We start from the raw sequence: 20,748 nt of genomic DNA, 5'->3' as shown, positions 1-20,748 counted from the left end.
CCGTAACGAACGGAGGCGGAAGATCAGGTGGATTGGGGCAGGGCCAAAAGCGTGCTTATTATTTCGTTTCTGCTGCTCAATATTTTGCTCGGCTATCAGGTATGGTCGAACGTCGGCGAGCAGCTGAACGCCAACAAGAATACAGCAGAGCTTCCGAGCGAGACCTACGCCTTCATGAAACAGAAGGGGATTGAGCTGACCGCCAATCTACCGGTCGAAACCCCGAAGCTGCGAGATTTAACGTATATGCTGCGCAGCGGCAACCTAGAGGGTCTGCCGGAGACAAAGCTTGCGACGCCCGTCGACAGCCGGATTATTTTTTCCGAGAAGGATCTCGTTAAGACGCTGGGCAGCCAAATTGTCGACCTGGACAAGTATAAGTTCGATCCGGCAATGACAAGGGACGGCGTCTACGTGCTGTACCGGATGGCGGATAACCGTCCCATGTTTGACGTAAAGCTGGAGCTCTACTATAGCAATCAGAAAATAACCGGCTTCCGCCAAGTGCGGGTAGATCTGACGGGCCCGGGCGAAGCCAAGGAACAGACGGTATTGCCGGCTTCGAAGGCCATGGCGCCTTTTATAGAGCGGAACCTGCCGGACGGCGCGGTTATTACCGACATCCAGCTTGGCTACCATGGTCAGATGTTTGATACGGAGACGCAGGTGGCGGCGCCTTATTACCGGGTGCTGCTGGAGGACGGGAACGAGTATTACATTCATGCGATTAACGGGGAAGTTGCGCAGGTGAAGGAAGAAGTACCGCTGGACCGCGTCCGGTAGCTTGATGGGCGATGCGTTGCGGCGGATGGATAGAATGTTTTTAGTGTTCATGGGAGCAGGGGAAAGGATAGAAGTAAAGCGATGGGACTTACGTTTACAGTACTGGGAAGCGGATCTACGGGCAATGCGACGATAGTAAGCAACGGGGATAAAATGGTGCTGGTGGATGCCGGCCTCAGCATGAAAAAAATAGAGGAGCTTATGCGCGAGCAAGGCGTGTCCGGCCATCAATTGTCCGCGTTGTTCGTTACGCATGAGCATTCCGACCATATTAAAGGACTGGGCGCATTCGCCCGTAAATACGAGCTGCCGATCTTTGCGAATGAAGGAACCTGGGGCGGAATGGAGCGTCATGTCGGCACCATTGAGCCGGAGAAGCGGGTCATTATGGAGACGGGCGAGTCGCTCAGGTTCGGCACGATGGAGGTCTGCTCCTACCCGATCTCGCATGACGCGGCGGAGCCGGTCGGCTATACGTTTGTCGATAACGGGGAAAAGCTGAGTCTTGCGACCGACCTTGGTTATATGAGTGACAAAGTAAAGCAGGCGATTATCGATTCGGACGTGCTTGTGCTTGAATCCAATCACGATACGGAGATGCTTCGCATGGGCCGTTACCCGTGGAACATTAAGCGCCGCATTCTAAGCGATGTCGGGCATTTATCGAATGTTGCCGCCGGGGAGGCATTATGCGAGCTGCTGACGGACCGGACGAAGCGGGTGTATCTGGCCCATCTTAGTCTGGACCATAATCTGATGGATCTGGCTATGCTGACGGTTCGGAACGTTATGGAGGATAACGGAATCTTCTTCAAGCAGAACGAGAATCCGCTGCGCCCGACGTATCATGACCGGCCTACGGCATGGGATGAAGTGAGGCGGAAATAAAGGACTCCAGCTGGTTGTCCAGGCTGTCCGCTTTAGCGGTCAGCTCTTCGCGGGTGATCAGTCCCTTGTCCACAAGCAGCTCAAGCATAGCGCTTAGGGTAAGGACGGTGCGGTAATGATCATCCTTCAGATCGGCCAATTTAGCTGCAATCTCTACTTGCTCCCATGGGGAGAATGGTTTTGTTTTCATAGATACGGTTCGCTCCTTTTTGGTTATGATGGAGGAGTGCGCAAGTGAATCTATTATTATTGTAGTCTAATCTTCCGAAAACATTCTTAGATTGTAAAAATAGTTTTTGTACATTTTTCAAAGGCAAGCATAAGCATCGAAAGGAGCGGTAACGATGGGAATATTTGATGACGATTTCTACTCGACCAAAGTATCAAGACGTGCTCGTTCCACTTCTTCGAAGGATGAATTTGCCTTCTCCAATAAAAAGGGAATGCGTAACTGGTCGAATGTCCGAATCGCATTTGTTGCTTCTTTCACCAGCGCGGTGGCAGCGGTATTGTTGTTTGTGCTTGTCTTTGGCGGCGGGGGTATCGGTCCGGGCTCGCATGCGGCAAGCGTATCGGCATCCGGAAGCGCCTCGCTGGAGCAACGAACGATTCAAGCTTCGGCTAAGGTCCGGCCGGCGGTAGTCAGCGTTATTAATGAACAGACGGTTCCTTATGGGCTTGCTCCCGGTGACGGCACCCAGGAACAAGCAGGCAGCGGAGAGGAAGGACAGATTCAGGGTTCGAAGCAGGAGGTAGGCGTTGGCTCCGGCGTTATCTTCAAGCTGAAGGACGGCAAGGCCTACATTATTACGAATCATCATGTCATTGCAGGCGCCGAGTCGGTGAAGGTTATGCTCGTGAACGGCGAGAAGCGTGAAGCGAAGATCGTTGGCAGCGACCAGATTACGGATCTGGCGGTGCTCGAGATGGACGGCAAGGACATAAAGACGGCAGCGGAGATCGGCAAATCGTCGAAGCTGCAGCCAGCCGAATTCGTTCTTGCGATTGGCAATCCGCTTGGACTTGGCGATTCGCTGTCGATGGGGATTGTGAGCAAGACTCACCGGGTCGTGCCGGTATCCTTGAACGAGGATGGGGTGTACGACTGGCAGCAGGAAGTCATTCAGGTAAACGTCTCGATTAACGAAGGCAACAGCGGCGGTCCCCTGATTGATATGGACGGCAAGGTTGTTGGCATTAACAGCATGAAGATTGCCGAGGTAGGCGTTGAGGGATTAGGCTTTGCGATTCCGATCGATAACGCGATGCCTATTATCGACAGCTTAATGGAGAAGGGTTATGTATCTCGCCCTTATCTTGGCGTCTACACGGTAGACCTGGAGCAGTATTTCGCGCAAAAGCAGCAGGAAGAGCAGGCGGCTGGCAGCGACGGAAAGACTGACCAGGGTGCCGGCGCAGCTTCGGGAAGCGAGGAATCCGATCTGCCTGAGCTGAATCTCCCAGATGAAGTGTTCAATGGGGTTATCGTGCTTGAAGCCGTAGGACCGGCGAAGGACGCGGGCATGAAGCTGAACGATGTGATCGTGAAGCTGGACGAGAAAAGCATTAGCAGCACCTTGGAGCTGCGCCAATACTTGTACCAGACGAAGCATATCGGTGATGAGATCAAAGTGACCTTCTACCGTGACGGCAAGCTGAAGACGGCATCGTTCAAGCTGGCGGAGAAAACGAAGGATGAATAAAGCGTAAAGAAGCTGTGCTGACGGGAAACGGTTGGCACGGCTTTTTTTGTGCGTTGTGCCATTCCCCGACTAAAGTCTAACCCTCGAGCCATCCTCTGGAAGGTTTCTGGCAAATCTCCGCTGGCGTAAACTATAATCAAGAAGCAAGAGCACAGAGGGAGAGAAATCAACCATGAATAGACGATGGGTTAGAAATACGATAGGAGTGGTCCTTGTGGCGATCGGAATAATGGCGTTGTTGCAATATCAATTCGGCGGAGTGAAGAGCAAGGAATATGCCCATACTTTGCAGCTCGAGGATAAAATGCAGGATCTTAGCCTTACATCCGACAGCCTTGGACTGGAAGTGGATTTTGTTCCAAGCACGGACGGAAGCAACTCGATTCATATCGAAGGCAAAGCAAAGCCGGAGGTTATCGATCAGATCAAGAACGCAAGAGTCGAGAACGGAAAGCTTGATCTTCGGTTGAAGGAGAAGTGGCATTTCGGATTATTCGATTTCTCCGGCTGGAACGAGAAGCAGGTCGTAACGGTGTCGCTGACCGAAGAAGCCATGTCGTCTCTTGAATCGTTGAAGGTAAAAAGCGATTCGGGTTCCGTGAAAGTAGATGGCGCAAAGGCGGCTGACAGCCAGGTGGAGACCGATTCGGGAAGCATCCGGCTTGGCAGCTTTGAGGGCGGCACGTTGTCGCTGAAGGCCGATTCGGGAAGCATTAAGCTAGAGAGCTTTAAAGGCAGCAGCTTAACGATCAAGTCGGATTCGGGAAGCATTCATGCGGGAACTGTTGCTGCGGAGCTAAAAGCTTCGTCCGATTCCGGCAGTATTACGATTGATCATCTGAACGGCAAGGCTGTCCTACGTTCCGATTCCGGCAGTATCCGCATGGTGAAGGACGATACAACCGGCGCGGACGTAAAGAGCGACTCCGGCAGCGTGAGAATCGAAATTCCTTCCTCGTACGGCGGCATGTTTGATCTGGATTCGGATTCCGGTTCCATTCATAAACCGGATCAGCAAGGGACTTCGGGAGAAGTCATCAAGGTTCGTACGGACAGCGGCAGTATTCGAATCAGCCAACCATAAATACAAAGCCGCACGGGTTGCGCGAATGCCCGTGCGGCTTTTATTTTGCGGTTAGCTGCCACGCGGAGCATAGAGCATAATGGCAACGCCGATGATGCAGACAGCGGCTCCGATCCAGTCGTAGAGATCGGGTGCCTTTTTATCGATGAGCCATCCCCAGAGAACGGCCAGAATGATAAAGACTCCTCCATAAGCAGCATAGACGCGGCCAAATGAGGGGAAATTTTGTAGGGTGGGTATGACGCCGTAAGCAATCAGGATGATGCCGCCTACGATGCCGTACCAGAGCGGCTTTGCTTCCCGCAGCCATAACCAGACAAGATAACCGCCGCCAATCTCGGCCAGTCCGGCAATCACGAACAGAACAATAGCGATAAACACGGGATAGACTCCTTCTTCAAATTGACTTGTAATCATTATAGCGGGATGGCAGTCGGAAGGGAATGAAAGGGAGAATTGGCCGGATTACTTCACATCGGCAGGCTTGTTTGCTATGCTAGCTGTATAATAAACAACTTTGAAGAGGAAGCGAAATTCGTATGTATTGTGTGTGCAAGCAGCATGTAGAGCTGGCGATTGATAAATTTGTGGACGAATACGAGGATGCGCCGGATATCGTCGATTTGAAGGAAACGGAATTTGCGGATTGGGATCCGCCCCGCAGCTGCGATCTTTGCGGGGAAGCAGCGGCCGAGTTTTTGGTGGTATAGAAAGAGGAATGACTTTGAGGCGCTTGCCGCATGGGTGCGGGGCGCTTTTTTCATAAAGCAGGGTTGGCCTGTACAGGGGGATGCCCTATGAAGAAATGGATGTTTGCATGCCTCCTGCTGCTTCAAGGATGCGGCAACGGTGCCGGGGACGAACGTCATATTCAAGAAAAGGAGAGTGTAAGCGTAATGGGAACGATGGATGAACAGCTGCTTCAAGCCTCGGAGGATGGACATGCGGATAAAGTCCGCCAACTGATTCAAAACGGCGCAAACCTGGACGTTCAGGATGCCAAGGGACGTACTCCTCTCATGATTGCGACCTACAATAAGGATTTTGCGGTGGCAGAGGTGCTGACTGAAGCGGGAGCGGATGTGAATTTACGGGATGAGATGCTGAACTCGCCATTCTTGTATGCCGGGGCAGAAGGGTATTTGGACATTCTGAGGCTTACGATTGATGCCGGAGCGGATACGAAGATAACGAACCGTTACGGAGGCATTGCCATTATCCCGGCATCGGAGCATGGTTATGTTGAGGTTGTTCGGGAGCTGCTTGAGCGAACGGATACGAATGTGAATCATGTCAATAATCTGGGTTGGACGGCATTACTCGAAGCTATTATTCTAAATAACGGTAATGAGCGGCAGGTAGAAACGGTAAAGCTGCTGATCGAGCACGGGGCGGATGTCAATCTGGCCGACAACGACGGCGTTACGCCGCTGCAGCATGCCCGCAAGAGAGGGTTTAAAGAAATCGAGCAGCTGCTGGTTGACGCCGGAGCCAAGTAGCAAATAGAGTTCCACGTGGAACGTAAGAGCGGCTGGCTTGAATGGATACTAATGGGATCGCAGCGCGGAAAGTTGAGCGTTTTTTACGGTATGCTAGAGGGAATAGGTATGCCAATATACATAAGGGATGAACATTCATGCATATACAGATTGCTTCGGTTGGCAAGCTTAAGGAAAAATATTTGGTGCAAGGCATCGCGGAGTATGCCAAGCGGCTCGGGCCGTACGTGAAGCTAACGCTCACGGAAGTGCCCGACGAGAAGGCGCCGGAGACGATGAGTCCGGCGGAGGAAGCGCAAGTACGCGAGCGGGAGGGGGAACGGCTTCTGGCGCAGCTGAAGCCGGACGCCCATGTTGTCGCGCTCGCGATTGGCGGCGAGCTCTGGTCCAGCGAGGATCTCGCGGACCAGCTCGATAAGCTGGCCACGTATGGGCGGAGCCACGTGGCTTTTGTCATTGGCGGGAGCACGGGACTTGCTCCCGCGGTGCTGCAGCGCGCCCAGCAGAAGCTCAGCTTCGGGCGCATGACGCTGCCGCACCAGCTGATGCGGCTGGTGCTGATCGAGCAGATTTACCGCGCGGTGAAGATTAACCGCGGTGAACCGTACCATAAATAACGGCAAGTTTTTGGAGTGGATCGAGCGCAACGCAGGATGTCGTTTTTTGTGTTGCTTGTTTTGCTTTCGGAAAGCAAGAACCCCTTACACCGTTTTAGGTGGAAGGGGCTGACTCAATTAACGTTCAACCTATCTGCTTTAAATAACGTGGTCATGGCGTTGGGGGATTACAAGGCGTTATAGACCTTTTTTTTGTTCTTTCCGCCAGATTAGTAATCGACTCAATGTATTGATCGGTTATTTGATCAAGAAAGGACAGCGTGATCTGTGTCTTTACTGAACTTGATTTAAGCACAGTTAACCGCATACCAGGATCCTGATGCGAATCGCTAGGCTCTGGTGATACTGAACTCTGTACGAGCACAGTATATCGCGGAACTATGCGTATGTCAGTCACACTTAGATAGATGTAACGTTTGCGGGTTAAACACCTTAAATGCCGATGTGAGATTAAACAATCCAATTGAGCACAGGTACCACCAGGGCCAAGACCAGAAAATATACGGGCAGCATTACTTCATTCGCGTGGCTTTTCGCACGAATTTGGGTAACAAGAGCACCCAGCATTATGACCACAATCCACAAACCAGCTAGCGTGCCCGCCAGTTGCGACCAAATGCCAATCAGCATCCCGATCCCGCCGAGAATTTCCGCTATACCGACTAGAATGCGAAATCCATCCGAATATCCGTATTGTTTGAATGATTCGACCGGCTCTTTGGCTCCAAACTTCATAAATCCGACGATCACATAACCAACGCCCAGAATAATCTCAAGTATAATCGATACGATTTGCAACTTTTTCACCTCCTTACTGAACTTGATTTAAGCACAGTTAACCTCATAGCAGGGATGACGATGCGAGTCTTCGTTAAACTCTATTGATACTGTACCCTGTATGAGCACAGTATAACAGAAAACTATGCTTATGTTAAGCGCAGTTTATACTTCGTTTTTAAAAACTTCTGCTGCAATGCGCTCAATCGTATACTGCTTGAAAACGTGAAGCGTACTCTCTTCCACTTGAGAAGACATTTCCTGGAAAAGGGTTCTTACTGATGCCTTGCGTTCGCAATCGAGCGTGGAATCGACCATCCCATTTCCCAGAGGATTGTGCATTTGCAGAGCCCGGTAAACGTCCGCCACTGTAATCGAGCTTGCAGGTTTGGCCAGCAAGTAGCCGCCATCTCTGCCTTCCCTAGCCTCGACAAGATTTGCACGAACCAGTTGACCTATCACCCGGCGCATAAACGTCGTTCCAGATTTCATCATATTCGCAATTTCCTTACTTGAAAGCACGTTATCTGATAGAGAAAGTAAGACAAGTCCTTGTATGGCCAAACCGAATGCAGAGGGAGTGACCGTGTGGTTTTTTTTCTTCAGATGCATGACAATTCACCTCAAATCCATTATGTACAATGTTTACACAGTTTACAAGATGTCCGATTTCGCTATTCAGGGCGACTCAAGAAAAACCTCTGGCCGAAGGAGGACACGGGTTCAGTCCGCGCGACAGCGCATCGTAGGGATTATTACTTTTTAATGAATAGATCCCGATGCATAAAAAATGATATTCAGGTAGGGGCCATCCACAAAGGATGGCCCTTAAACTTGCTGCTAAATGTAGTCTCTTAATTCCACATCCCCGAAAATCTAACGTTTGTTGACTGCAGTCTCATGTTTTTAGTCTGGAACTGAGCAGGCGGTTTTCTATAAAATGACATCAAATAGTTGGATCAGCACGGTTTAATGAATGCGCTTACCAAGGGCTAGAGCTAAAGCGTGTACATGCTGAGTGCAAACAAACGTAAGGAGTGGCGAACATGGACATGAAGAGCGGGCGAAAACGCTTGCGAACACGCTGGCGCACACAGGATACGGAACTGACGTTTCTGGCCTTACCAACAACGATCTGGTATATCTTGTTTTGTTTCTTGCCAATGTTCGGCCTTATTATTGCCTTCAAAGATTTCAAGATTCACGGAGGTTTCCTGAGCAACGTCATCAATAGCGATTGGACCGGGTTCAAAAACTTCGAGTTCCTGTTCAAGTCGAATGACGCCTGGGTCGTGATTCGCAATACGCTGGGCTACAATCTGATTTTTATCGTGCTGAGCATTGCGGTACCGGTCACGTTAGCCCTAATGATCGGTCAACTGCATAGCGGCAAGGCCGGGAAAATCTATCAGACGTTGATGTTCTTGCCGTATTTCCTCTCTTGGGTCGTGGTTTCCGCCATTGTATGGGCGTTTCTAAGCTTCGATAAAGGGATCGCCAATCAATTCCTGGCCGTCCTCGGCAACGACCCGGTGAACTGGTATATGGAGCCGAAGTATTGGCCGTACTTCCTGGTATTCATGAACGTATGGAAAGGTCTTGGCTACGGTATGGTGGTCTACTTGGCGACCATTGCCGGCATCGACAGTACGTATTACGAGGCTGCCGTCATCGACGGAGCGTCCAAATGGCAGCAAGCGCGCTACCTTACGCTTCCGCTTATGAAGCCGGTTATTGTGATGATGTTCATCTTGGCCGTAGGCCGCATCTTCTACACCGACTTCGGTTTGTTCTTCCAAGTGCCGCGGGATTCCAACTCGTTGTTTAATGTAGCGACCACGATTGACGTTCTTGTGTATAAGCAGCTCAAGTCCGCAACGCTCGGTATGGCATCGGCTTCTGCATTCTTGCAATCCGTGATGGGGTGCGTGACCATTCTGATTGCCAACTGGATTGTTCGTCTCGTAGACCGAGAGAGCGCAATGATGTAAAGGGGGAAGCGGGAGATGTCATCTAGAGCGAAATTCGACACGGGTCTGGACAAGTTCAACCGGATCCGAACCGGCACGAACGTGGTTTTCCATCTGATTTTTATCGTATTGGCGCTGCTTTGCCTTATACCTGTCCTTGTGGTGTTGTCCATATCGCTGACCAGCGAGGATTCCATTCGCAGCAGTGGGTATCATCTTTTCCCGACGGCATTCTCCGGCGATGCTTATCGCTATATCGCGCAGCAAGGGACGATGATTACGAAGGCGCTCGGCATCTCCGTGCTCGTTACCGCCCTCGGTACCGTAATTGGCGTGATGCTTACAACGTCTATGGGGTACGTCCTTTCCCGGCCGAATTACAAGCTGAAAGGGCTTCTGACCTGGATCGTATTCATTCCGATGGTGTTCAACGGAGGCTTGGTGTCCAGCTATTATATCAATTCGAATATGCTGGGCCTGAAAGATACGGTGTGGGCGCTTATTCTGCCGCTGGCCGTCTCCTCCTTCAACGTCATCATTTGCAAAACCTTCTTCCGAAGCACGATTCCGGACGCGCTGATCGAATCTGCCGAAATTGACGGCTCGAGCCAATTGCGCATTTACTTCTCGATCGTGCTGCCAATCTCGCTGCCTGTCCTGGCGACTATTGGATTGTTCCTCTGCTTCGCCTATTGGAACGACTGGTTCCAATCCATGCTGTACATCGATAACCAGAACTTGTACTCGCTGCAGGCGCTCTTGAACAGCTTGATGACCAACGTGGACGCCCTGGCGAAAAATGCTTCCAGCATGGGCATCAGTTACGCGGAGCTTGTCGCAACCATGCCCAAGGAATCCGCACGAATGGCCGTTGCCATTGTCATCGTGGTTCCCGTTGCCGTTGCTTACCCGTTCTTCCAGAAATATTTTATTTCCGGCCTGACGGTAGGCGCCGTGAAAGGTTAACTCGAAATAAACTCGGATTCGTCCGGTTTATGATATCCACCGCGCAAAGCAGACGGTGGGATTGAAGAGGGCTATATTAAAGGGAGGAAATGTACATGAAAAGGACGAAGAAAAAATGGCTTGCAATGAGTGCCGTGGCACTTTTGACAACCGCTCTTGCAGGCTGCGGCAACTCGAATTCCAATTCCAATTCCGATTCAAGCACCAGCACGCCTTCGAACGCGACGGCAAGCGCGCAGACGGAAACGAGCAAGCCCGCTGATTCGGGCGATGTGCCTACGCTGGTATGGTGGACGATCGGCGGACAGACTCCAGCCAACTTCGATAAAGCGATTGCCGCGATGAACGATTACACGGCCGAGAAGATCGGCGTGAAAATCGACATTAAGGTAGCAAGCTGGGGCGACTGGGATACGAAGATCAATACGATCGTGAATACCGGCGAACCGTTCGACATCATGTTTACGAATAACTCCAAGTATAGCCAGCAAGTGACGATGGGCGCGTTCGCCGACCTGACCGACTTGGTGCAAAGCGAATCGCCCGATCTCTACAAGCTGATTCCTCAGAAGGTGTGGGATGGAACAAAAATCGGAGGGAAAATCTACTCCGTGCCGACGTACAAAGACTCGTCTTTGACCCAATACTGGGTGTTCGACGACAAGTACGTGCAGAAATACGGCATCGACACGGCTGGCATCAAGACGTTGAAAGACCTCGACAAACCGTTCCACGACATGAAGGCTGGCGAGGGCAAAAGCTTCTACCCTCTGTCGCTCACCCAAGGCGACGGATTTAACGGATTCTTCAACGGCTACGACGATATGACGCTTGGTTTGGCTCCGATAGGCGTGAAGGTCGACGATGCTTCCCGCAAGGTTGTCTCCGTTTTGGAGCAGCCGGACATCATGGAGGGACTCAAGCAGCTGCACCAATGGTACCAAGACGGCATCATCAATCCGGACGCACCGACGAAAACGGAAGCGGATAAAGCCCGTCCGTTCTTTGCGGCGCAGGCATTCCCGGGTGCGGAAGCGAGCTGGCAAATTACGGAGGGTGTCGAGAAGTACGACATGTTCCAGATCTTTGGCCCGATTTATACGACAAGTACGATTCAAGGTTCCCTGAACGCCATCTCAGCCAACTCGAAATATAAGAAAGAAGCTTTGAAATATTTGCAGCTGGTTAATACGGATCCGAAGCTGCGCAATATGTTGGCCTTCGGCGAGCTGGGCGTCGATTACGACAACGTGGATGGCGAGAAAGTGATTGAGCGCAAGTCCGATACATGGCCGCTTGCCGCTTATACGCAAGGGACGTTCTTCGACCTGGCCGTAACGAAAGGCGCTCCGGTAGATCAGTGGGATCAAGTTCGCAAGCTGAACGATCAAGCGACTTCCTCCACGAACTTGGGCTTTGCGCTGGACATCAGCAAGCTGAGCACCGAGGTGGCCAATACGAAAGCGGTATGGGACAAATACCGGTATGAGCTGCTGACGGGCGCTTCCGATCCGGAGAAGATGGTACCGAAAATTGTATCTGAACTAAAGGCTGCCGGCATGGATGCGATTATGAAGGCCGCCCAAGAGCAAGTAGATACGTACTTCAAATAAGTTTTGTCTGTTATCAACATCCGAAAAACCCGAACGGCGATCGCCGTTCGGGTTTTCTGGCACGAAATTTAGGATTGCTTTTATCGATAACAACGTTATATGTTTGAGCAGTGGGTAGGGCAAAAGCCTATTGCAAAGGAGACGCCGCATGCGTTCATTTATGCAAATTAAGATCTATCGCGGCAAGTTCATTGCATATGCGGTATTTGTGGTGTTCATCGGCTTGGCGCTCGGCGCGCTCACCTGCGCGGTACTTCTGGACCAATGGGTGGGGAATTCCAGGAACGAGGCCACTGGAGCGTTCTCTCGGGTGGAAAACAGCCTCCAGTACGATGCCGACCGCATCGAAGCGTTTATGCAGCGGGTGTATTCCAACAGCGGGCTGGTATCCGACATTCGCAGTTTCTTGGGAAATAACGCGGAAGGATATCTGACGAGCAGGCTGCAGGGCAGTCAATATAACCGGCCGCTTGTCTCTTTTCCCGACGATATGAAATCCTTCTTAAGCAACGGGGGTAAGGGAGACATCACGCAAATCAGCCTGCATACCGAGCAAGAGGGCAACGTGGTGAGCTTCGACAATAACGGCAATACGAGTTATCTATTCCGTCTGCCCAACTCCGATGAAACGTTCCGCGAGACCATCCAAAAAGGATTCGTCTATCACAAAAAGCTGTCGGATCCGAACCAAATCTCCCGCCAGCTGGGCGAATTCCGTTTTCTGGTTAGCAGTGAGCGTATTTTTAAAACGGTACAAAATTACCATTTGGATGAGGCCGCTGCAGTCAGCGATTCCGGAGACGTGTACCTGATCGCCGGCAACGGCCGCAGCTCGGAGGAGCTGATTCGCCGGATCGTGGCGGATGGCCGCACGCATGGCTTTCTATCGACGGGATTCCTGGACCGTGCCTATTTCGTGACGTTTCATTCTAACGAGTTCGATTATCGGTTCGTCAGCGCCGTGGATTTGGGCTCCCTGATTCGTCAAAAGGCAAATGTGCTGCTTATCGTGTTTCTTATCGTACTCGCCGCGATGATCTGCGTTCTGCTGCTCATTGTTTACAATCTGCGCGAGGATGCGAACTTCCTGCGTCGGATTATCGTGTCCATCGGACGCGTGAAGACGGCGGATTTTACGCCGGTTAACCCGGCCCGCTACCGGAGGAACGAATACGGTATGATCGCGCGGGAATTGGATGATATGATCCGTCAGCTCGACCGGCATATCCGCACCAATTATCTGCTAAAACTTAAGCAGCAAGAGACGGAGATGAAAGCGCTTCAGCATCAGATTAATCCTCACTTTTTGTACAATACGCTTGAGGTGATACGCTCTTCTGCCCTGGTGAACAGCGCCGACCATACATCCGACGCCATCGCCACCTTGGGCGCTTTGTACCGCGATATCGTAAAAAACGAAAATATTATTTCGCTTGGCAGTGAGCTGAACTTGCTTCAAAAATACTTAAAAATTATGGAGTTCAAATATCCGGACCGATTCTATTATCAGTTTAATGTGGAACCCTCATTAATTTCCTTGCCCACCGTCAAATTCTGGATGCAGCCGTTGGCGGAAAACTTTTTTATTCATGGCTTTCATCCTGAGAACGAGTTCAACCTGCTTATTGTAAACGGCTGGGAAGAAGAGGCACGCTTCATGCTGGAGATCGTGGACAACGGGAACCGGATTTCCGGGGAGCACTTGGCCGAAATCAGGCAAAAGCTCTCCAGAGGCGACGATGCCTCGGTGGACAGCATTGGTCTGCGTAACGTTTATACCCGGCTGCGCTTTTTCTATGGGAAAGGCTTCTCCATGACGATCGACAATAACGAGGAAGCCGGCGTTAAAATAACCGTAATCCTATCCAAGGAGGCGACGAACGATGTACAAGCTGCTGATCGTAGATGACGAGCCGCAGATTTTGGAAGGAATGAAGCGAACGCTGGATTGGGAGAAATACGGCTTTGGCCGAATCGAGACGAGCGAGACCTATGAGGGCGCGATTTCGAAGGCCGTGGAAATTTTGCCGGATTTGGCGATTTTCGATGTATGCATCGGCAAGCAGCGCGGTTATGACGCCATCCACAAGCTCAATGAGCTGCGCCTTCCCTCGAAATATATTATTATGAGCGGCTATGGCGAGTTCCAGTATGCGCTGGAGGCGATTCGCTGCGGGGCCAAGGACTACCTGCTCAAACCCGTTGATCGTTCGAAGCTGCAGCAGCTGGTCGAGAAGATTATCGTCGAAGATCTGAACGGTAAGCTGGCCGATACGGATCGCAGCGACCTGGATATAGACCCGGTACTCGGCGTACGTTATGACAGCCTGTCCAAGCTGACTAATCGCATTCTGCTCATCGTCAAGGCGGAGTATGCCCAGAACCTCAGCTTGAAGTCGGTTGCGGAACGTTTTCGCATGAACGGAACGTACCTAGGGCAGTTATTCCTCAAAGAGACGAAAAAGAAGTTCTCGGAATATTTAATGGCTTACCGAATGCTTCGCGCCAAGGAGCGCATACAGTGCACGGACGAGAAAATTATCAGCATCGCGCTTTCTGTCGGATATCCCAACCTGAACTATTTCTATTCTCATTTCCACGCTTATTTCGGCAAATCGCCCTCCGATTTGCGGAGAAAGGAATAACGATGCCATGCGGGAACAACGGAAATGGAGTCGTCTCCTTGCATGCTTCGTGCTCGTCATCATGTTGACGCTGCCTATATCCGGCTGCTTCTCTGCATCCGGCAACGAAGAGAATGCAGAAGTAGCGGGCAATACGGTCAATTTGATCTATTACACGATCGGCGATCCGGACAAGGACCTTAAGATGGTCAACGACAAGATCAATGAGATCTTAGCCAAGAAAATCGGCGTTACCATTACGTATATCAAGGTAGGCTGGCAAGAGTACGAGGAGCGTCTGAATACCCTCGTGTCGGCAGGAACTCCTTTTGACATCGCTTTTGCGCCGGAGTACGCCAATTATGCGCAGCGCGGCGCTTGGCTGAGGCTGAACGACTATCTGTCGAAAGTCGGAAAGGATATGTATGATGCAATCGATCCTATTTTCTGGCAGGGCGTACGGATGGATGACAGCGGTATCTACGGCGTGCCGACCAATAAAGAATTAGCCGTGCGGGACCAGTGGATGTACCCGGATGCGCTAGTGAAGAAGTACCATATCGATATCTCGAAGTACACAACGCTGGCTTCCCTCGAACCGCTGTTAAGGATGATCAAGGAGAAGGAACCAGCTTATATACCGATGGAGCTCGATAAGGAATCTCAAAACTTCTTCGCCTTGGACGGCTACGAATACGTATCGGATAAAACGCTGCCGCTTATGAGAAATGTTCTGGATCCGGATTCCCCGGTCGTGAATATTTTCGAAACCGACGAAGCCCGGAAAGTACTGGACCTTCTTCGGCGCTACTATGTGGAGGGTTATATCAATGAGGATGCGGCCATGCGGGAAACCGAAGGACTGAAGCGGGGCGCGCTAGTCTTCTGGAAAGCTGCAGGGGGAGGACCGCTGGCGGAAAATAGCTGGAGCAAGGATCGCGGTTACAAGCTGGTGGCTTACCCTGTAACCCCTGCGCTCATCACGACGGAATCCATTCGAGGAGGAATCATGGCCGTCAGCGCGGAAACGAAGCATCCCGTCGAGGCCGTAAAGTTTCTCAATCTGCTGAACACGGATCCCGAGGTGCGCAATCTGTTCAATTTCGGAATCGAGGGCGTACACTACATCTTGGATCGCAACGGCCAAGTGGTGCCTATTCCGCCCAAGGACAAGAACGGCAATCCAATCCGGGACGCGCAGCCAAGCTATGGAGGCGTGCAGTACACCCAAGGCAATTGGTTCATCTTGAAGACCATGGGAGGAGAATATCCGGATCCCTTGGACAAATGGAATCAATTCCGCGCCAGCAACAAGGAAGCGGTTATATCGGGTACGCTGGGTTTTACTCCGGATTTGTCACGGATGCCCATCCAGATGCAGAACATCCAGATGGTCTGGGAGAAATACTTTCCCAGCCTGATGACGGGAAGTGTGGATGTGGCTTCAGTGCTGCCGAAGTTTAACGAGGAGCTTCGGCAGGCGGGCATCGACGAGGTAAGGTCCGAGGTGCAAAAGCAGCTTGACGCCTGGCGTGCCGCCCATTCGTGATCCGGAAGTGCCTTTTGATTTCGCCGTATAGTTATTTATGAGGAGCGTTCGACAAATTACAATGAGAGAAACCTAATCTATCGTAGGACTATGGCATGATGCCCGCTAACACCTGGTATGGCAAAGTAATACCAAGGCATGTAAACCTATTGATAGGAGGATGTAGCGATGAACTATCACTTCTTTGTAGGTAACGATAACGGGAATAGCGAGCATGATTTGATGATTGACGGCAAACTTATTCAGCAGCCCAATGTGAATTGTAGAGTGGACGAGCTTCCGTGGCGGGAGGAGCAAGCGCCGGAGGGCTTCATTAAGAACCTGCAGGACCAGTTGGTTGTGACCATCGACTCACCGTCTGCGCAGCCGGGCATGTACTACATAGGGAAGTTTGCTCTGGAGAGCGGTGAAATTCTCGATAATATCCAGATCGGCATCGACTCCAAGAGCGAGATGGATTTGCCTGTTGTGAACACACTGGCGCAAATCGCCGCTGTCGCGGTACAAAAAGCCTATGAGGAGGAGAAGCATATCCCGGCCCAGCTCGACATCGAGGTCGACATGGCGACGGCGCTGCCGGTTACGCAGCATACGGATGAGACCTCCGCGAAGTTCGAGAAGCGGTTCACTTCGGGAAGGCATCACGTGACGGTACACCTCGGCATTCTCCGGGTATCGGTTAACATCTTATTTCCTTTCGTGAAAGTCGTTCCGGAAGCAACGCCAGTTATTTTTACTTTGCAAAAGGACGCTTCTGGCAATTGGCGGGAAGGCGAGATTTTTGCCGAATTTGCTGCTTCATACGGAATGGAGAAGAAATTCAATGGGAGTTTCTTCAAAGATAAAAGGATTCTCCATGTCGATATTGGTGACGGATCGACGGAGTATCCCATTACGGAGGGCAACCGGTTCTTGCGGCAATTCGTGCATGGCAGCCATCATGGAGCGGGCTATGCGATTGAAGAAGCGCTGCAGGAGTTTAACCGTCTGATTCATCTTCCGGACAGTCCGAGGCAGTTCTTCAGCGATGTGCTCAAGAACCCGAAGCATAAGTATCATGCAAGGGCGCTTAAGACACTCCGGAGACCGCTGGAGAGTCAGGTTAAACAGATCGTCCAGCATGTAAAGAAGCAATTGACTAAAGCGCGTAACGAAGTTGACTTGATCTGCGTTTACGGAGGCGGCAGCATTCTCATGCAGACGATATTGTATCCCTACTTGAAAGAGCTGTGCGACGTGCGCGAAATTAAGCTGTTCTATATTCCGGCCGAATTCGCTGTAGAGCTCAATGCGACAGGATTGGATGCTTTTGTACGCGGCAAAATTTACGAGGCGCTGAAAAATAAAGCGGAGCAGCCCGCGTAATCTAACGGAGCAAGCAGGTGATGGCGATGAAGAAGACCAAGCTGGCGGGCGATAACATTAGCTTGAAGACGAGGAAGAATGAGGATCCGCTTGTCATGGCATGGTTAAACATGCAGACGAACCTGATGGATTCCCTTCGTTATCTCGTGGAGAACGAAATCATGCAGCATGGCGTCCGGAATTTGCAGATGTTTATCCCGATGGAGCGGACAGGTATTCACAGACAAGACTTGTTGGTTCCCCAACAAGCGGCTGCTGCGGTAGAGGAGACCGAGCATCCGGTAGAAGCAGCAGGAGCTGTCGTCTATGAAGAAGAACACTCCACGGGCCAAGAGGAAATTGACGATGAGGATATCGAGGCGTGGAGCTAGCAGGACGGACGTGGTATTACTTTGTATGACAGGGTCATACAAAGTAATACCAGGTAACACTCGGTAATACCAAATAATATCAAGTAATACGCAGGATGACAAAGGTGTACGCGGCATGGAAATGATAGAAAAGAGGGATGCAGGTATGTTGGAACTCACTCTCATGACATTTAATCTGCGCTATCCGGAAATCAAAGACGGATCTAATTATTGGCCGGAACGGATCGACCGAGCGGCCGCCGTTATCGAAAAACATCATCCTATGCTTATCGGCACTCAAGAAGGCTATCACTCGATGCTCAAAGATTTGGAGACCCGTTTGAAGGAATACGATTGGGTCGGGCAGGGTCGATTCGGCGAACATGAGAACGAGCACAATGCCATTTTTTATAACCGCGACGAGCTAATCATGGAAGACAACGGACAGTTTTGGCTGTCGGAAACACCGGATTTGAAAGCTTCCGTTAGTTGGGGAAGCGCGTTTCCGCGAATCTGTACTTGGACTTGTTTCCTTCACCGAAAATCCGGCCATTCATTCTATTTTTACAATACTCATTTAGACCACCATAGCCAGGAAGCGAAAGACCGTGGGATCCAGGTAATAGGAAAACACATAGCCAAGCAGCGCGCTTTGGATGGGCTTCCCGTATTGCTTGCAGGGGATTTTAACTCGTTTCCGGATGAGTTCCCGATACGCTTCTTGCGCGGCGAGATCGAGATGGATGGCAAAAAAAGCGATTTGACGGATGCATACTCCCGGATCAAAGGAAATCCCGGTCTAACGGCGCATGACTTCAAAGGCGGCGATGACGGAGAACCGATCGATTATATTTTTGCTACTGCCGAATTCGAATTCTTGTCGGTGCAGGTTGAGCGCTGCCAAGTAAACGGAGGATATCCGTCGGACCACTATCCGGTTGTGGCAAGAACCAGACTCCTGTCAGGCTTATAATCAACATGCTAAGTAGGGGCCATCCGCAGAGGATGGCCCTTAAACTTGCTGTTATATGGGAATTGTATATTTTTAGTGCTTGCCTAATTGAAGGCGATTATGGATAATAAGCGATATCTTTGTTTATTTAATAAACAAACAAAGATTAGGCCATAACATTAGCAGGGCGGGTATAACGTAGCATAGGACGGGTATTTTATATAAGAATTTTTTTTTATTTTATTTGCCTGACTTTAAATGAATTCTCGAAAATGTAAGGGCTTTTATTAGGTTTCGTAGAATGGACTTCAAAGGCTGCAATTAACGCGTCCCTAACAGCTAATATCTCAAATGTTTAATGGAGAAAGTAAAGGAGCATTCATCATGAGTGATAACACACAGGTTGTTCAGCAGGAAGAATATCGCAAGCTCAATCTTATTGAACGTATGGGCTACGGCTTCGGAGATTTTGCTCAAAATCTTGTTTTTGGTACTGTCGGAGGCTTTCTGGCCCTCTTTCTGACGACTGTCAATGCGATCGGTACGGCAACTGCGGGATTTATCTTCCTCTTTGTCCGTATCGTCAATGTATTATGGGATCCGATGGTCGGGACTTATGTCGATAAACGCTCATCAAGAGCAGGTAAATATCGTCCCTGGTTACTTCGTGCCGGTATTCCGCTGGTTATCTTGGGTGCGCTGCTGTTTGCGCCTATTCCCGGCGTCCGTGGTTCTGTTCCTTTTATCTTTATTACTTATTTGTTGCTCGACTTGGTATATTCCGTCGTTAATATTCCTTACGGCTCGCTGAACGCCTCATTGACCCGTAACCCTGAATCTGTTGACCAAATCACAACGACTCGCATGACGCTTGCAAATGTTGCCAATCTTCTTGTTTATACTCTATTCCCCATGTTTGTTCAAATGGTGGCGCCTAAAGATCGTTCACTTAAAGACACGGGTCTGTTTGGATTAAAACTGAACATGGGGACGTATACTGACCCTTCAGCAGATCATGCATGGTTTGGTGTTTATGCCGTTTATATGGTTATTGGCGCCATTGCGCTTTTCCTCTGCTACAAGTTTACGAAAGAACGCGTTGTCGCCAACGCCGAACAATCGGCACAAGTCAAAGTCTATGACTTCTTTGTTGAATTTAAGAATAATAAGCCTTTGATTATCCTGGGCATTTTCTTCATGTTGGCATTTACATTTATGTTTTTCATGAATACGGTTAATGGATTTTTCTATCAATATACTGTCGATCATTCCGATTGGATGGGTGCTGTAGGGCTGATTGCCTCGATACCTGGTATCGCTTTTACTGTATTCTGGCCAAAACTCAAGAAAACCTTCGGCAAAAAAGGCTTTTTCCAGCTCTTCCTCGGTATGTTTGTTGTCGGCGAAATCCTAACTTGGATTTGGAGTCTCGATGGTATGCATGATCAACTTTGGTTGGCCTATGTTTCGACTTTCATCAAGCAGTGGGGCTTGTCCTCAGCGACTGGTTTCATGTGGGCGCTTGTTCCCGAAGTGGTTTCATATGGCGAATTGAAGTCTGGTAAGCGCAATGCTGCTATCATCAATGCGATTATGGGGCTCTTCTTCAAGATTGGCTTTACTCTAGGAGGTGCTGTTCCATTATGGTTCCTTGCAGCATATGGATTTAATGGAGATGCTGCGCACCAGACAGCTCACGCCCTTTCAGGGATTAATATGACGGCTATTTGGATACCTGCTGTTCTTGCTATTGTTTCAATGATTGTGATGCAGCTCTATCCGCTGTCTGATAAGGACGTTGACAATATTAATAAAGAACTTGACGCAAAACGCGCTGAGATGAAACAAATAGAAGCTTAACTCTAAAGAAACCGATGATTGAACGATCTTGCGTCTCCGGCAGGCGACATGGTGACTGAGGCTGGACCGCTCAATAATATTCATGACCCGGCGCCCGCTCGATTGGGCGCCTTTGCTTTTGATTAAGCATTATTTCCCCCATAGACGT

At 50.3% G+C, this 20,748-nt stretch carries 21 protein-coding genes; 17 read left to right on the top strand and 4 right to left on the bottom strand.

Translation table 11 applies throughout. The features are described from left to right. Positions 1 to 27: 27 nt before the first annotated feature. Positions 28 to 783 carry a two-component system regulatory protein YycI gene (yycI, locus tag ACR9FF_RS30365; RefSeq protein ID WP_116394524.1) on the top strand — a complete coding sequence of 252 codons (756 nt, stop codon included), beginning with the start codon at positions 28 to 30 and terminating at the stop codon, positions 781 to 783. Positions 784 to 864: 81 nt separating this feature from the next. Then, positions 865 to 1,671, top strand: a complete 807-nt coding sequence (locus ACR9FF_RS30360) for an MBL fold metallo-hydrolase (RefSeq protein WP_116394525.1) — start codon at positions 865 to 867, stop codon at positions 1,669 to 1,671. On the opposite strand, the gene ACR9FF_RS30355 is transcribed toward ACR9FF_RS30360, so the two are convergent. Then, complete coding sequence (locus ACR9FF_RS30355) at positions 1,640 to 1,861, bottom strand: hypothetical protein (RefSeq protein WP_116394526.1); 222 nt, start codon at positions 1,859 to 1,861, stop codon at positions 1,640 to 1,642. The genes ACR9FF_RS30360 and ACR9FF_RS30355 overlap by 32 nt on opposite strands. Positions 1,862 to 2,015: 154 nt before the next feature. Between ACR9FF_RS30355 and ACR9FF_RS30350 the strand changes: the two genes are divergently transcribed. Together ACR9FF_RS30350 and ACR9FF_RS30345 are read left to right on the top strand one after the other, a co-directional pair. Further along, positions 2,016 to 3,374 (top strand): S1C family serine protease, encoded by a 1,359-nt coding sequence (locus ACR9FF_RS30350; RefSeq protein WP_201003111.1) that lies wholly within the window; start codon positions 2,016 to 2,018, stop codon positions 3,372 to 3,374. Positions 3,375 to 3,546: 172 nt separating this feature from the next. After that, positions 3,547 to 4,458 carry a DUF4097 family beta strand repeat-containing protein gene (locus ACR9FF_RS30345; RefSeq protein WP_435168070.1) on the top strand — a complete coding sequence of 304 codons (912 nt, stop codon included), beginning with the start codon at positions 3,547 to 3,549 and terminating at the stop codon, positions 4,456 to 4,458. 51 nt (positions 4,459 to 4,509) lie between these two features. Here the strand turns inward: ACR9FF_RS30345 and ACR9FF_RS30340 are convergent, their stop codons facing one another. Then, complete coding sequence (locus tag ACR9FF_RS30340; protein ID WP_015847786.1) at positions 4,510 to 4,839, bottom strand: YnfA family protein; 330 nt, start codon at positions 4,837 to 4,839, stop codon at positions 4,510 to 4,512. 158 nt (positions 4,840 to 4,997) lie between these two features. On the opposite strand from ACR9FF_RS30340, the gene ACR9FF_RS30335 reads away from it, so the two are divergent. The 3 genes from ACR9FF_RS30335 (at position 4,998) to rlmH (ending at position 6,574) form a co-directional block, all read left to right on the top strand. Further along, entirely contained in the window at positions 4,998 to 5,168 is a 171-nt protein-coding gene (locus tag ACR9FF_RS30335; protein ID WP_015847785.1) for a CxxH/CxxC protein, read from the top strand. An 87-nt stretch (positions 5,169 to 5,255) separates the two neighbouring features. After that, positions 5,256 to 5,957 carry an ankyrin repeat domain-containing protein gene (locus ACR9FF_RS30330; protein WP_435168065.1) on the top strand — a complete coding sequence of 234 codons (702 nt, stop codon included), beginning with the start codon at positions 5,256 to 5,258 and terminating at the stop codon, positions 5,955 to 5,957. A gap of 137 nt (positions 5,958 to 6,094) precedes the next feature. Beyond that, positions 6,095 to 6,574 (top strand): 23S rRNA (pseudouridine(1915)-N(3))-methyltransferase RlmH, encoded by a 480-nt coding sequence (gene rlmH, locus ACR9FF_RS30325; protein ID WP_127496882.1) that lies wholly within the window; start codon positions 6,095 to 6,097, stop codon positions 6,572 to 6,574. A 450-nt stretch (positions 6,575 to 7,024) separates the two neighbouring features. Here the strand turns inward: rlmH and ACR9FF_RS30320 are convergent, their stop codons facing one another. After that, entirely contained in the window at positions 7,025 to 7,372 is a 348-nt protein-coding gene (locus tag ACR9FF_RS30320; protein ID WP_435168062.1) for a DoxX family protein, read from the bottom strand. 144 nt (positions 7,373 to 7,516) lie between these two features. Further along, positions 7,517 to 7,963: an RrF2 family transcriptional regulator gene (locus ACR9FF_RS30315; RefSeq protein WP_435168059.1), complete on the bottom strand. Its 447-nt coding sequence runs from the start codon at positions 7,961 to 7,963 to the stop codon at positions 7,517 to 7,519. Positions 7,964 to 8,397: 434 nt separating this feature from the next. Here ACR9FF_RS30315 and ACR9FF_RS30310 point away from each other — a divergent pair, with 434 nt between their 5' ends. The 10 genes from ACR9FF_RS30310 to ACR9FF_RS30265 all read left to right on the top strand — a co-directional run bounded on the left by ACR9FF_RS30310 (position 8,398) and on the right by ACR9FF_RS30265 (position 20,600). Then, positions 8,398 to 9,342, top strand: a complete 945-nt coding sequence (locus tag ACR9FF_RS30310; RefSeq protein WP_435168056.1) for an ABC transporter permease — start codon at positions 8,398 to 8,400, stop codon at positions 9,340 to 9,342. Between the two features lie 15 nt (positions 9,343 to 9,357). Beyond that, positions 9,358 to 10,287, top strand: coding sequence for a carbohydrate ABC transporter permease (locus ACR9FF_RS30305; protein ID WP_336776231.1), 930 nt, complete (start codon positions 9,358 to 9,360; stop codon positions 10,285 to 10,287). Positions 10,288 to 10,382: 95 nt separating this feature from the next. Continuing rightward, positions 10,383 to 11,900 carry an ABC transporter substrate-binding protein gene (locus ACR9FF_RS30300; protein ID WP_435168052.1) on the top strand — a complete coding sequence of 506 codons (1,518 nt, stop codon included), beginning with the start codon at positions 10,383 to 10,385 and terminating at the stop codon, positions 11,898 to 11,900. Positions 11,901 to 12,048: 148 nt separating this feature from the next. Beyond that, the gene (locus ACR9FF_RS30295; RefSeq protein ID WP_435168049.1) at positions 12,049 to 13,809 is read left to right on the top strand and encodes a sensor histidine kinase; all 1,761 of its coding nucleotides are present in this window, start codon (positions 12,049 to 12,051) and stop codon (positions 13,807 to 13,809) included. Next, complete coding sequence (locus ACR9FF_RS30290; RefSeq protein WP_336776228.1) at positions 13,784 to 14,545, top strand: response regulator transcription factor; 762 nt, start codon at positions 13,784 to 13,786, stop codon at positions 14,543 to 14,545. Before ACR9FF_RS30295 ends, ACR9FF_RS30290 begins: the two co-directional genes overlap by 26 nt. Positions 14,546 to 14,552: 7 nt before the next feature. Further along, entirely contained in the window at positions 14,553 to 16,073 is a 1,521-nt protein-coding gene (locus tag ACR9FF_RS30285) for an ABC transporter substrate-binding protein (protein WP_435168044.1), read from the top strand. Between the two features lie 168 nt (positions 16,074 to 16,241). Beyond that, entirely contained in the window at positions 16,242 to 17,438 is a 1,197-nt protein-coding gene (locus tag ACR9FF_RS30280) for a ParM/StbA family protein (RefSeq protein WP_127496891.1), read from the top strand. Positions 17,439 to 17,464: 26 nt separating this feature from the next. Continuing rightward, on the top strand, positions 17,465 to 17,809 hold the full coding sequence (locus tag ACR9FF_RS30275) for a hypothetical protein (RefSeq protein ID WP_435168040.1): 345 nt from the start codon (positions 17,465 to 17,467) through the stop codon (positions 17,807 to 17,809). 145 nt (positions 17,810 to 17,954) lie between these two features. Further along, the gene (locus tag ACR9FF_RS30270; RefSeq protein ID WP_435168037.1) at positions 17,955 to 18,761 is read left to right on the top strand and encodes an endonuclease/exonuclease/phosphatase family protein; all 807 of its coding nucleotides are present in this window, start codon (positions 17,955 to 17,957) and stop codon (positions 18,759 to 18,761) included. Positions 18,762 to 19,124: 363 nt separating this feature from the next. Further along, positions 19,125 to 20,600, top strand: a complete 1,476-nt coding sequence (locus tag ACR9FF_RS30265) for an MFS transporter (RefSeq protein ID WP_435168034.1) — start codon at positions 19,125 to 19,127, stop codon at positions 20,598 to 20,600. Positions 20,601 to 20,748 lie beyond the last annotated feature (148 nt).

It is taken from the genome of Paenibacillus glycanilyticus, assembly GCF_051200795.1.
In the GTDB taxonomy this organism is placed as follows: Bacteria; Bacillota; Bacilli; order Paenibacillales; family Paenibacillaceae; genus Pristimantibacillus; species Pristimantibacillus glycanilyticus.
This window is presented reverse-complemented; position numbering and strand designations above follow the sequence as displayed.